Source organism: Coprobacter tertius, from assembly GCF_024330105.1.
Lineage (GTDB): Bacteria > Bacteroidota > Bacteroidia > Bacteroidales > Coprobacteraceae > Coprobacter > Coprobacter tertius.
The window spans coordinates 17,695-31,954 of the sequence record NZ_JANDHW010000010.1 but is presented as its reverse complement, the minus strand read 5'-3'; the positions used below and the strand labels follow the sequence as shown (position 1 = coordinate 31,954).

Sequence of the window (14,260 nt, the reverse complement as noted above, 5' to 3'; positions counted from 1 at the left end):
TATCATACAGATTTAAATCAGAATAGTATATTATATATATATTACGCATCTATTTTATAATTAATGGCAACAAAAGATAATTATTTTTCATTTATGAAGGGACTTGCTATAATAGCTGTTCTCTTCATCCACACAGGTGGTGACGGAACAGTAGATATTGCTTGTAGGCAATTGTATAACTTCCCTGTAGCCCTGTTCTTCTTCTTATCGGGATATTTTATCAAGGATGAACGTTTAGATATCAAAGGAATCAAGCACATACTCATCCCATATGCAATATGGACACTACTTTATTTTGTTAAAACCACTGTTGAAGGATCGCCCGTAACAACTTGGAGAGTTATAAATTCTTTGTTTTTTGGCGGGGCTTTTTTCCCTCTTTATTTTCTTATCGTACTTATTGAACTCAAATTAATTAGTCCGTGGATAGTACGACACATCCGTAAAATGATGAGTGTATCTCAATATACTTTCTACAAAGACTGGACTTTACTTATCACTCCTGCCACACTATGTATTTTATATATCATACGGTATTACACACATTCGCAGCCATTGATATATGCTCAAATATTTCCTACTTGGTTCATATTCTACTACATAGGAGCCATAATGAAATTCGGCGGTTTCAGAGGAAACACATTGACCGCTCTTTGCTGCACTCTATTCGGATTGTATTTATCAATATGGGAGTCTGCCTATATCAATGAAGTATTAGGAACACCATCTTGGGCTGGTTCCCAAATAAAATTCTCCACCTTTTTTTATTCTCTTTCATTCTGTATACTACTCATGACCCTGCACCAAAAAGTAAAACGGAATATCATTGTCCGTCTTGGAGAACTAAGTTTCGGTATCTATCTTCTTCACATGCCTATGATTAAAATAACGAATTATGCTCTAAATGGTATCCTAGATATATTACATATTGAGAAGTTCAAGATATTATTAGTTAATCAGTTATCCATCATTTCAATATCCCTTCTCCTTTGTTATATATTTCTTATAGTTATGAACAAGTTCCTTCCCGGAAATGTGAACCGCTATTTGGGATTTAGATAATAATCTTCAAATCATAAGAATTCTCTTTAAAAGAGAAAAATTTAATATACTAATACTAAAAAATGATAAATATCTCTATGTAAAAAATGAATACATCAAATGCTTTAAAAAAGAGTCACATTTCGATCACATCATATTCAACATTTCCTTATCATTTTTTACTTTACAATCTTCATTTTAATATTTGCATCTATTATAAAGTTTTTTAAGAGCAATTCTTCTCTCAACATAATTTTTTTAAGAGGTACATTATTGCATTTGGCAGTATATAATTCGGTATTCTTTGATAAATCGAGTGAGAAGATAGGATTAGAAGAACAATCTAACACTTCTAATCGGAGATTTTTCCTCACATCCAATTCCGATAAGTCGTTATGAGAACAGTTCAATTGCATAAGAATGGGATTATCGTTTACTTTTAATTTTTCGATAGTGTTATGATCACAAAACAGAAAAAGAAGTTTTGCCTGATTTTCCACATTAAGATCTGTAAGAGAATTGTAAGAACAATTCAGGGCAGTAAGATTGCGGTTCGCGGCTAAATCCAACTTTGTTAATTCATTTTTACTGCAATTCAGTTTTTCGAGATGAGTACACGATGTAAGATTTAACTCGGTCAAATGATTTTCTTGACATTCCAAATTTTCTAATCGGGAACACCGGCCAAGATCTAACGAGGATAAATCGTTTTCTTGCGTAAACAGAACTTTCATAGCCCGGTTATTGCCCAATTTTAACTCGGTAAGACCGTTTTTGCGGCAATATAGTTCTTCCAGAACCGGATTATTACTTATGTCGAGTGTTTTAATCCGGTTTAGAGGACAAGATAATTCCTCCAGTTCCGGATTTTGAGAAACGTCTAATGACGACAGTTGGTTGTAAGCACAAGTCAAATTCCTCAATTTAGGATTAAAACGGATATCCAGTGTTTTCAACGGGTTGTGTGAACAAAATAAAACATCGAGTTCCTTATTCGCCGAAAGGTCTAATCCGGTAATTTCATTATCGCTGCATTCTAATGCCTCCAATAATATATTATGAGAGGTATCGATGGTTTTCAACTTATTATAATGACATGTGAACCTGCGTAAGTCGATATTCTTTGATATATCTATTGCGCTAAGCTGATTTTGTGAACAGTCCAGTACTTTCAATCGGGTATTACGGCTGACGTCTAACGCCGTTAATTTATTTATGCGGCAATTCAGTCTAATAAGATTAGGAAAATATTCTATCCCTTCCAGCGATTCGATATTGCTGACTTCACAATTTATAACTTCGACTTCAAGGGCTTCCTCCGAAGATATTTCCCCGTCGTTATTTCTATCGCCTATTTCTACCAAATATTTTTTGAAATTAGCATCCGGTATAGTTATCATGCCACTCTGGGCGTAAGACATAAGTCCTGAAAAAAGTAAAAAGATCGACGTAATAATTGACTTCATAGGAGTAAATAAGATTTAGTTAATAATATAAATAAGCTGCCATTCGCTCTTCATCTTATCCTCCTATGTTCCATCGAAGCCATTCATGGAGGCATTATGCAACGGCTTCCCGCCGCTTCATCTATTCAGCAAATTTCTACAAAAATAGAAAAATATCTCTTTATTTCGATTTACACTTAACTTTTTTGCCGTTTTCCCATTATTATGTTTAAGAAATTGTATTGTTAAAAGCTATATATTTCTTTATAACTCCCGACATGTATTCCTCAATTTATGGTTTATTCCGTCTGTTATCCTGATACTGACTGGCTATACGTTGTTCAGGCGCCGCATCGAAAGTATATAAAACAACGATAAAAAGCCATTCGGCTGGCTTCATCGCCCAATAAATTACATTTGCTTTCCACGGACGGTCGATGTAACGACAAACGGGCAACCCGTAACGGTCGTAGTTGTTGCGGATGAAGCGATGAAGGCAAGGACAATATTGAGACAGCAGATCTTCAAAAGCGTTGGCCACACAAAGTTGACGATTGACGACAATGGGTACACCATGGCGGATACCTCTGCGCAGGGGTTTTACGATGTACGGATTTCCCTGGGCAGCCACCGTACAGAGATAATGCCCTCTGTATCCTTCGACCGGGGGAGAAATTTTTGTAGAAAAATACCAATCATCGGTTTGGGTAAAGGCATCGATTAACACTTGCTGCTGACCGAACAGGGTTAATATCCCCAAAATAACGGCACACACAGGTAACAACAAAATAAGCGCCGCAACAGGCAGTCTTCCGCATCGCGACAATATCCGGCTTAGCCGGTTCAGAAACGATGACTTATACTGCGGCCATACGGTAAGCGGTTCTTTGATATACCCTACGACCATTCGTATTGCCATCAGGATATAGTTCACCGCGAAAAGCATAAAAAAAATCACTGGATAATTTAATCCGGGTGTAGTGTCATATAGTCCTCCCGGTGTGAAATCCAGCTCGTTCATATAAAGATTTTCACTCAACTGAACGATCCACAAAACTGCATAGATACAACCCACATACAGTCCCGAAAGTAAAACTGTTGATGGCAATGGCGGTAAACGGTTGCCCTTAACACGTAATACCAGGTAACTTACCACCGCAACTACCATCACAAAAATGATAACCGGCTCGATATAGAGTGGAGAATGATAAACATCATCCAACTCCATTAATGGTTCATCCCATGGTTTAAGCGGCAGTATAACTAAAAACGTAAGCGGTAAGCCTATTATAAAGACAGCCATATCAAACAGCTTGCGTGGTTTGACAGAGCGCATAAATAGGACCAACACATTACGCACTGTAAGAAACAGGGGAATGCCTGCCAGACATAAACCCATTATTATTAATACGATTATTTCTATGGATAGAATTGTTCTCATGGTTCAATTTTGTTTATAGGCCTTAAGATCCTGAATAATAATAAATTAATACCAAAAACAGTGATAAAAAACAATACAGGGCATTGGTGCGCACAAAAAAGCCGTATATATAGCATCGGCAACAATATATATCCGGTTAAAAACAGACCGATATCTATCAAAATATGTTTCACTTTTTGGGGCAACACCAGTTTTATAAACAGAGTGACTAAAAACAATTGTATTACGAAAAGAGCTGCAAAATCTCCCCAAACACCTTGTGAATTTGCCATCTCTTCATAATGTTTATATCTCTTAACCTCCTCATAATACTTATATCTCATAACGGCATCAGTGGGTGGGTCATCTAAAGAGAGATTCATTTCCCACTCAATGGTAGGCGGAAACTTAAAAAAAAGATGCTGGGGTTCAAAGAACTCATCATCAAACTACACTCCAATAAAAAATACAATAAACAGCAGCAGCACCACCGCTGTACTATATTGTATCAAAATCGATTTTATTCCACTCATCGTTTTATTCAGGTGTTTTGTATTTAACTAATTAACAATCGGTACTATAAGAAGCCGTCGCAGCCAATCCTGCCTTTTCTCCGTTCTCCGCCGCCGAAGATAAATACAGCGCTACGCCGACCTCTTCGTACAAATCGGAGGTATCTAATATAAAATCAGGTTTTCCGTCACGGTCCAAGTCACCCAACCACAGGACTTGTGCTTTTCCCGTATCCTCTATGTGAGCTAATGTCGTAACCCATTGTTGACTTTCCGAATCTTTTTCGCCGAAATACACCTCTATTTTTTCAGCCCATATTGGGCTGCCCTCTCTTACCTTAATGTTAAAGGCATACTCTCGACCGCCAAAACAAAACGATGATTGATTTCGTTCTGTCAAAATACCGTTTTCAGGCAGATAAATCGTCTTTACAGAGAGTCCATCCGGCTTTAATCCCCGAATCAGAAACAGACTATTGCGTGCGGAACAAAGAGTTATCGTAGAATCGTCCCAACATTCATTGTACGAATCGATCTCGGCATGAATATCTGCCTGTTGCAAATAATACTCGCCAGTAGCAGTATCGGGATAGAAATCATACCACTCTTCAGATTGCATACGTTGTAATTCCGGTAACAAGGATTTAGGATATTGGGCAAACAATACAATCTGTATATCTACCGGCTTCGATACATCTTCCACCTTAGGATTGCTCACCAATTTGGAAAAAACCGGCACACAGATATAAACTAACATAAGTACCGCTATTAATCTTCCTGATTTGTTTTTCTCTTTCATGTTTGCAATTAATTAAATAAATATGGCTTGTTACTGCCATCAAACGATTATACTATAAAATATCGCTAACTACCGGGCATAAATGGTTACAATACCAACTCGCTGAATAGGCGGTCGAACGTACAATCGAGATCGGTTGTAAATCCCGAGTGAGGTCTCGAAGTCTGTACAATTGTACTACGAACGGCAGTAAGCCATCGAAAACGTTCAGGAATATCCAAAGCAGCAATAGGTCCTCCCCCTTTTTCTCCAGAACAAACTTTTTCAAAAACATGTAAATGACAGCATAATGAATCCCTATCGAATTCGCAGGGAAACATAGCCAGTTTTTTTTCATTTATATAGTATGCACTACGAATATACCTCGCCTCCTTAGAAAAAAGAATAATACCTACATTTATAAATTCTTCTCTCTCGACACAAGGAACGACCCTTATTACGGCATATTCATATAAGTGTTTCTCGGGCATATATCGCTTCTTTTACAAATATTTTGGACTGACTTATCCTCTCTGTCAAAAAACGGTAATAAACATCTTTTATCTCTTTGGGGGTAAGTTCCGTATCGTTCCAATGCAACCAGTCATCCGGAATAAGTTCTACAACTTCTCGAATCTTTTCAGGAACCAATATTTCTTTCATCCGGTCGTCTGTCTCTTCTATACGATCGGCTAAAGGTAAAAGAACATGATCTTTTATCTGAGGAAAACGACCCGAAGCATGCGATTCCCAATTATCCCAAATATAATGAAAATAGAGGGATGAACCGAAATCGATAAGCCATAATTCATTATGCCACATCAACATATTGGTATTTCTTACTGTACGGTCGATATTGGTAAGCAATGCATCGATCCAGACAATTTCAGATGCCATTTCACCATCTACCATATCGGCGGCAGGATCATAAGTAATTGCTCCTGATAAAAAATGCAACCCCATATTCAGCCCCCGACTCGCCTGAAGAAGATCCTGTATTTCCTCGTCTCCTTCGGAACGGCCAAAGGCCTCATCGAGGTTTAAAAATACGATCTCCGGAACACGCAATCCGACACAACGGGCCAACTCACCGCCGAGCAACTCGGCAATCAACGCTTTAGTTCCATGACCGGCTCCTCTGAATTTCAAAACATATTTAAATCCGTCATCGGCTTCAGCCAGAGCCGGTAGCGAACCGCCCTCCCGCAAAGGCATTATATACCGTGTTACATCGGTTGTTCGTAATTCCATATCAAAAGTTCCCTGATCTTTTACAAAAGTAATATTTATCTTTTAAAAAGTACTATACAGAATAACCATCTGCTTTCTCTAACAGTTCACAGATACTATAAGGATCGTATCGGAATAAAACGGTTTTCTGCCGTTTTAAAGAAGCTTGTACATCGATCAATCGCTGGTTGCGACTTCCCCGAAAAGGTAGCGTAGTATCTCTTTCTTCTTCAAGGAACCGACCATCGACTAAAACATCTATATAGGGTAAAATAAGAGATAAACGAGGATTTCCAACAACGTATTCAAATAAATAACCGGTATAACACCATATATTTTTTCCGGTTTCCTCTTTTATACGGTATGCCAATTTAGCAAAACTTTCGGGCTGATATAACGGATCTCCTCCACTGAATGTAATATTCCCTAAAGAATCTGCCCGTATAACCGCCATCAGTTCATCGATAGTCACTTCTTTCCCGTTTGTATCCGTCCAAGACTCTGGATTATGACACCCGGGGCAATGATGAGGACATCCGGCAGAATAAATAGCCGTACGTAAACCGGGCCCATCGACGACGGTATCTTCTACTACATCGAGTATTCGCAATGTATCTGACATTAATAACGCCCTTTCCCTTAATGATGCACTACACGGTCGTTCAACTCCGACAATTTCGCATGATTCCACCGATCGGTAGTGCCAACCAGATAACCTGTTATACGCTGTAAGCGATCTATTTCATGGCTGCCGCAATGCGGACATTCTTCCAGCCCTGTCGAAGCATCTTCATAGCCACACTTCATACACCGGTTGCGATTGTGATTAACCGATCCGTATCCGATATTGTATTTATCCATCATATCCACCACCGACATAATCGCTTCCGGATTATGAGTTGCATCCCCGTCGATCTCTACATAGAAAATATGACCTCCCCGTGTAAGATCATGATAAGGAGCTTCGATTTCAGCTTTTTTTCTAGCCGAACAACGGTAATAAACCGGTACATGATTTGAATTGGTATAATAATCCCGATCGGTAATTCCGGGTAACACACCATAGGTATGCCGATCTTTCATTGTAAATTTACCGGATAAACCTTCGGCTGGGGTTGCCAGTACGCTATAATTATGTTGATAATGCTCAGAGAAACGATTTACCTGATCCCGCATATAGGTTACAATTTTTAGACCCAGTTCCTGCGATTCGGTATCTTCTCCATGGTGTTTCCCCGTAAGGGCCACAAGACATTCGGCCAACCCGATAAAACCGATCCCCAAAGTTCCCTGATTAATAACCGAGGCTATGGTATCGTCCGGCCCGAGTTTTTCGCTACCGTTCCACAATGACGACATCAAAAGCGGAAATTGCTTAGCATAAGCCGTTTTCTGAAACTCGAAACGTTCATGTAACTGCAGAGCCGTAATCTCCAGAATATTATCGAGTTTCGAAAAAAATCGGGCAATACGTTCTTCTTTATCTGCAATCTCCATGCATTCGATTGCAAGCCTGACGATATTAATAGTAGAAAACGAAATATTACCCCTGCCGATAGAAGTCTTAAGACCGAAACGATTTTCGAAAACACGGGTACGACATCCCATCGTAGCGACTTCATGTTCAAACCGACGAGGATCATCGGCACTCCAATCTTCACTTTGATTAAACGTAGCATCAAGATTCAAAAAATTCGGAAAAAACCGGCGGGCCGTCACTTTACAAGCCAGTTTATACAGATCGTAATTACGGTCTTCGGGCAAATAACTCACACCTCGTTTTTTCTTCCATATTTGGATAGGGAAAATTGCGGTCGCCCCGTTTCCCACCCCCTCATAAGTAGAAATCAACAATTCACGAATAATACACCGTCCTTCTGCCGATGTATCGGTTCCATAATTTATCGAACTAAAAACAACCTGATTTCCACCCCGTGAATGTATCGTATTCATGTTATGAATAAACGCCTCCATTGACTGATGTACGCGACTAACAGTACGATTAATCGCATGTTGTATCACTCTCAATTCTCCGGTAAATCCGTTCAAATCACGAGTAATATAATCTTCGATGGGTACCTGATACAGATGTGAATAATCTGTCGCATTAATATCTGCCAAAACTTTTAGTTCTTCGATAAAACTATTTCGAACATAGGGAGCCAAATAAAAATCAAAAGCAGGTATCGCTTGCCCACCATGCATTTCGTTTTGTGCGGTTTCCAAAGAAATACATCCGAGAATGCTGGCTGTTTCGATACGTTTTGCAGGTCGTGATTCACCATGTCCGGCAAAAAATCCGTTTTGAAGTATCTTATCCAACGGGTGCTGTACGCAAGTCAGACTTTTAGTCGGATAATAATCTTTATCGTGTATGTGCAGATAATTATTTGCAACAGCATCTTTCACCCGATCGCTCAGTAAAAAATCATCAACGAAAGGTTTAGTCGTTTCACTGGCGAATTTCATCATCATCCCTGCCGGAGTATCGGCATTCATATTGGCATTTTCACGGGTAACTTCATTTGACTTGGTCTCGATAATTTCCAAAAAGATATCCCTCGTTTTCGCCTTTCGCGCTATACTGCGCTGGTTTCGATAAGCAATATATTTCTGAGCCACATCTTTGCGACTACTTTTCATCAACTCCATTTCAACACAATCCTGTATCGCTTCGACCGTCATCTGTTCGTTACCCCGGCATACGATACGGTCGGTGATCTGACGTATCAGTTCCATATCTTCACCTTTATCGGTATGTAACATCGCCTTACGTATGGCAGCAATGATCTTCTCCTCATTAAAGCCGACTATACGGCCGTCACGTTTAACTACAGTCTGTATCATTTTTATAAAAGAATTAAAGTTATTCGATATTAATAGGCTATCAAAAAGTTTTCTGTAAAGATAAATAATTTCTATATATAGAAACACACAATTATATTTTTTGAAAACTTTTTCATCAATAAAAATATTTAATACTTTAATTTACTGATATTTATATTTTAAAATTGGAAACTTTTAAAAATAATCAGATCATAAAAATTATTTTTCATGCAAATTATTATTCACTAATGAGATTAAAAAAATCCCCTTTTCTTAAATAAAAAGGGGAATAAACAGTATATAAATCAAACCATTTCTTACCGAGATTCAAACGGTAGTTTAAATCCTTGTTTCCGCAAATAACCTTCCATATCGTATTTAAGCGCTTCCCGATAATAACACAACATATGTTCTATCCAGTCATTATCAGTAGTCGTACCAGAACGACTGCGATTATAATCCGATATCGTCTCATCATATTTCAATAATTTTTCTGTCATATCATCTTCTCGATACCCGTTTTCATGTATAAGTAAAGATAACGGCTGCTTCGGCTTCAGATCGGGAGTTTCGGCAGGGTAACCGATCGTCAGTCCGCATACCACAAAAACACCATCAGGCAAATTCAACAATTCAGCGATTTTTTCGGGATGCGCAGTACGGGCATAACCGATAAAGCAACATCCCAATCCTAAAGAATAGGCCGCCATCGCTGCATTCTGCATGGCCAGCGAAGCATCTATCATTCCTACCATTACACCATCGAGGGTTTCGGTAAACAGAGGAAAATCTACACCTTTAGCCTGCGCGGCAACCTTTATTTTATGAAAATCGGCACAAAAAGCCATAAATACCGCACTTGTTTTTATTTGTTTTTGACCCGTTATTTCATATAACTTTTCTTTCTTTTCCTGATCGGTTACAGATATAACAGAAAATTGTTGGCCATTATAACTGGTAGGGGTATTTGAAATTGCCCGATAAATATAATCGAGTTGCTCTTCACTTAATTTTTCTCTTGTATAACGCCTAATCGAAGTACGCAACATCAATATGTCTTCTATATTTTTCATCTTCCTATTTTTTTTAAATACTACAATTAATCACCCGGTTTTGTTGCAAATGTAATGAAACAAATACAGGGAAACAAGAAACAGCTATTTGTTACGTTAGGGTATTATTATTAACTTTGTACCGGTCAGCCATTCCGGATTACCGGCTCTGGAAACATGCATAAAATACAAATAACACATATCCCTCGTTTTTTTTCGTACCTGTTATCCGGTATGATGCTTTGTATTATCTATTCTGCTTCTTTCGGGCAAACCGCCCCCGACAGTTTAAAAACATACCAAATCTCACCTGTAACAGTAACGACCCGGAATCCGGTACGTAACGATATAATTCCGGCACAAAGATTATCGGGGATACAACTCGAAAAACTAAACTCTCATACGGTAGCCGATGCTATTCGTTTCTTTTCGGGAATACAAATAAAAGACTATGGGGGGATAGGTGGACTAAAAACGGTTAATATACGAAGTATGGGTAGCGAACACGTAGGTGTATTTTACGACGGAATCGAAATAGGAAACGCTCAAAACGGAACGGTGGACCTCGGACGATTCTCTCTCGATAATATAGAAGCCGTTACCTTATATAATGGACAAAAGAGTTCTATTTTTCAACCGGCAAAAAATTTCGCATCCGCAAGCTCTATCTATCTCGAAACGAAAACGCCTCTTTTTACCGACAATGAATATTATCACCTGAAGGCTACTTTCAAAACCGGATCGTTCGGAACAGCCAATCCTTCTCTATTATGGGAACAAAAAATAAATTCCGACATTTCGATGTCGGTAAGCACAGAATATTTGTTTACGACCGGGAAATATAAATTCCGCTATAAAGTACGAGACGGATATGACACGACCGCAGTCAGACACAATGGGGATGTAAACGCATTTCGAGCAGAAACCGGTTTATTCGGCCGCATCGATAATGGGTACTGGAAAACAAAAGTGTATTTATACCGTTCGGAAAGAGGATTTCCAGGCGCTGTTGTCAGAGGTAATTTTACTCACGAAGAACGACAATGGGATACAAACGTATTTACTCAATCATCATTCCGTAAAAACTTCGGTAAATTTTACAGTCTGATGCTAAACGGAAAATACGCTTACGACTATTTACACTACTTAGCCGATCCCCAAAAAGATCCCTCGGTAATGTATGCCGATAATCACTATAAACAGCAAGAATTCTATTTATCGGCCGCAAATCGATTTTCACCTATATCCTGGTGGGAATTTACTTTTAGTGCCGATTATTTGTTGAATAAACTAAATGCCGACTTGAGAGACTTTTCGACCCCACTGCGCCAATCGGGTCTGATTTCGTTTGCGACTGCATTCGATTTTGGCCCAATCAATATCCAGGCAAGCCTGCTGGGAACTTATGTACATGACCGTGTAAACAATAACGGGAAAGCCGCTAAAGACCGATACAAACATTCACCGGCAGTCGTTTTTTCTTATACTCCATTTTCCCGTGCCGACCTTACTTTCAGAGCCTTCTATAAAGACATTTTCCGTATGCCTACATTTAACGAACTGTATTATGTTCCAACGCTTACGGTAAGCACTCTCAAACCCGAAACGGTAAAACAATACGATGCCGGTTTTCTTTACCGCCTTTCCCCTGCAAGAGTCTGGCTTCGATCCTTAGAAGTACAAGCCGACGCCTATTACAACCAAATAAATGACAAAATCATAGCAGTTCCGACCAATAGTTTTTTCAGATGGAGTATGCGTAACCTCGATAAAGTAGAAATAAAAGGGATAGATATTGTCTTTAAAACAGTTTTTCAACCGGTTAGAGAACTCGATCTGGGAATAAAAATAAATTATACATTTCAAAAAGCTCAGGATATGAGTGATAAAGATCGGGATAATTACAAGGGACAAATACCCTATATTCCCATGCATAGCGGAACGGCTTTATTCAACGGCAGTTATAAATCATGGGAATTGAATTACAGCTTTATTTACACAGGAGAACGTTATATGTCTTCTACCAATACTCCCGACAATTATATTCTCCCGTGGTATACCAGCGATCTGTCCTTTTCAAAAAGCCTGCGATGGAATCGCTATCGACTGAAAATTACAGCTGAAATAAATAATCTGCTCAACCAGCAATACGAAGTCGTGCCGAATTATCCTATGCCCGGTACAAACTTCAGATTTATATTTAACTTAACGTTCTGATTCCTATGAAAATATCCATTATCACACTAATGAAAACTGTTATCTACGGGCTGATATTTTCTCTTTCAGTATTCATCTGTTCCTGTCGTGACGAAATGCCTGTACTCAAAACCGAAGAGACTCAACTGGCCCCCGGTCGCCCCCATGCATCAATAAAAGGCTTATACTTACTCAATGAAGGAAATATGGGACAAAATAAAGCGTCTATCGATTGTTTCGACTTCACAACTGGAATTTATTACCGTAACATATTTCCCGAACGAAATCCTTCGGTTGTAAAAGAGTTAGGAAGCGTTGGAAACGATATTCAAATCTACGGAAACCGCCTTTATGCGGTCATCAACTATTCTAATCTGGTAGAGGTAATGGATGCCACTACGGCAAAACACATAGGAACTATCGAAATAGACAATGGCAGATACATTACATTCAAAAATGACAAAGCATATATAAGTTCGTATGCAGGACCGGTCGGGAACGATCCTTATTATAGAAAAGGAATCGTTGCCGAAGTAGACACAGCCACACTGCAAATTACACGGACCGCTACTGTAGGTTATCAACCCGAGGAAATGGTTATCGTCGATAATAAACTTTTTGTTGCCAACTCGGGTGGCTATATGGCCCCTGATTATGACCGGACGATATCGGTCGTTGATTTATCTTCCTTTACCGAAGTCAGAAAAATCGATGTAGCCGTCAACCTCCACCGTATTAGAACCGATAATTACGGAAATATGTATGTTACCTCCCGCGGCGATTATAAAGGTACTCCTTCTGATATTTATGTCATCGATCCTTATACCGAACAAGTAAAAGGAAAATTAAATATACCGGCCGACAATCTCTGTATCAGTGACGATAAAATATACATATACAGTAACGACTGGCAAGCAGATACGGGACACGGTAACTCTTCATACGTTTTATACAGTATCACAGCAGGAAAAATTATTTCGGACCATTTTATCAACGACGGTACCGAAAAGAATATTGCCCTGCCGTACGGTATTGCCGTAAATCCCGAAACAAAAGAAATTTTCGTTACAGATGCTCCCTCTTTTACCGATCCCGGAAAACTCTACTGCTACTCCTCCGGCGGTTATTTACAGTGGAGTACGACAACCGGCGATGCACCGGCACATATCGTCTTCACACGATTACAATTAGTACATCCCGACAAAAGGCCAGACACCCCACAAACCGGTCCGTCGCCTTACATCACAAAAGTCCTCGACTATCGCCCGGCACCCGGACAAAATATAAATATACTCCCCTATTACAAACCGGGAGATACACAGAAAGACATGAATGAAAAAGTTCTGAATGCTATCGGAAACAATCGTCAAGGGACAATCTCTTTAGGAGCATACGGTGGATATGTAATCGTTGGCTTCGATCACACGATCGAAAATAAACCGGGAGAAAAAGATTTCAGAGTACTTGGAAATGCTTTTTCCTCGATGATCGATAGTCGGGGAGGCAGCTCTGAACCCGGAATACTTATGGTCGCATACGACGAAAACGGGAACGGTATGCCCGATGACGACGAATGGTACGAATTAGCCGGCAGTGAATACAATAAACCGGAAACACTGAAAAATTATACGATCACCTACGACCTGAATTCAATAGGGAATACATCCTCTCAGTATATTCCATGGAAAGACAGCGAAGGACAAAACGGTTATATACAAAAAATACAATTTCATAACCAACCGTACTATCCCCAGTGGATC

General features: G+C 39.2%; 10 protein-coding genes and 1 pseudogene. 3 read left to right on the top strand and 8 right to left on the bottom strand.

Annotated features, from left to right (window positions below; all coding sequences use genetic code 11):
* Positions 1–63: 63 nt before the first annotated feature.
* Positions 64–1,062 (top strand): acyltransferase family protein, encoded by a 999-nt coding sequence (locus NMU02_RS10345; RefSeq protein WP_354003116.1) that lies wholly within the window; start codon positions 64–66, stop codon positions 1,060–1,062.
* Between the two features lie 158 nt (positions 1,063–1,220).
* Here the strand turns inward: NMU02_RS10345 and NMU02_RS10340 are convergent, their stop codons facing one another.
* From NMU02_RS10340 to NMU02_RS10305, 8 genes are all read right to left on the bottom strand, one after another.
* Positions 1,221–2,507 carry a leucine-rich repeat domain-containing protein gene (locus NMU02_RS10340; RefSeq protein WP_255027801.1) on the bottom strand — a complete coding sequence of 429 codons (1,287 nt, stop codon included), beginning with the start codon at positions 2,505–2,507 and terminating at the stop codon, positions 1,221–1,223.
* Positions 2,508–2,778: 271 nt separating this feature from the next.
* Positions 2,779–3,927 (bottom strand): DUF6688 domain-containing protein, encoded by a 1,149-nt coding sequence (locus tag NMU02_RS10335; RefSeq protein ID WP_255027800.1) that lies wholly within the window; start codon positions 3,925–3,927, stop codon positions 2,779–2,781.
* A gap of 543 nt (positions 3,928–4,470) precedes the next feature.
* Positions 4,471–5,217, bottom strand: a complete 747-nt coding sequence (locus NMU02_RS10330) for a hypothetical protein (RefSeq protein ID WP_255027799.1) — start codon at positions 5,215–5,217, stop codon at positions 4,471–4,473.
* An 86-nt stretch (positions 5,218–5,303) separates the two neighbouring features.
* Complete coding sequence (locus tag NMU02_RS10325; RefSeq protein ID WP_255027797.1) at positions 5,304–5,687, bottom strand: DUF3037 domain-containing protein; 384 nt, start codon at positions 5,685–5,687, stop codon at positions 5,304–5,306.
* On the bottom strand, positions 5,665–6,447 hold the full coding sequence (locus tag NMU02_RS10320) for a HipA family kinase (RefSeq protein ID WP_255027795.1): 783 nt from the start codon (positions 6,445–6,447) through the stop codon (positions 5,665–5,667). The genes NMU02_RS10325 and NMU02_RS10320 overlap by 23 nt, the downstream gene beginning before the upstream one ends.
* 52 nt (positions 6,448–6,499) lie before the next feature.
* Positions 6,500–7,048, bottom strand: coding sequence for an anaerobic ribonucleoside-triphosphate reductase activating protein (gene nrdG, locus NMU02_RS10315; protein ID WP_255027794.1), 549 nt, complete (start codon positions 7,046–7,048; stop codon positions 6,500–6,502).
* Positions 7,049–7,065: 17 nt separating this feature from the next.
* Positions 7,066–9,273 (bottom strand): anaerobic ribonucleoside triphosphate reductase, encoded by a 2,208-nt coding sequence (locus NMU02_RS10310; RefSeq protein WP_255027793.1) that lies wholly within the window; start codon positions 9,271–9,273, stop codon positions 7,066–7,068.
* A gap of 296 nt (positions 9,274–9,569) precedes the next feature.
* Positions 9,570–10,325 (bottom strand): nitroreductase family protein, encoded by a 756-nt coding sequence (locus tag NMU02_RS10305; RefSeq protein ID WP_255027792.1) that lies wholly within the window; start codon positions 10,323–10,325, stop codon positions 9,570–9,572.
* Between the two features lie 156 nt (positions 10,326–10,481).
* Here NMU02_RS10305 and NMU02_RS10300 point away from each other — a divergent pair, with 156 nt between their 5' ends.
* Both NMU02_RS10300 and NMU02_RS13770 read left to right on the top strand, forming a co-directional pair.
* Positions 10,482–12,521: a TonB-dependent receptor plug domain-containing protein gene (locus tag NMU02_RS10300; protein ID WP_435522037.1), complete on the top strand. Its 2,040-nt coding sequence runs from the start codon at positions 10,482–10,484 to the stop codon at positions 12,519–12,521.
* Between the two features lie 29 nt (positions 12,522–12,550).
* Positions 12,551–13,678 (top strand): annotated as a pseudogene (locus tag NMU02_RS13770) (YncE family protein); the annotation flags it as partial.
* Positions 13,679–14,260 lie beyond the last annotated feature (582 nt).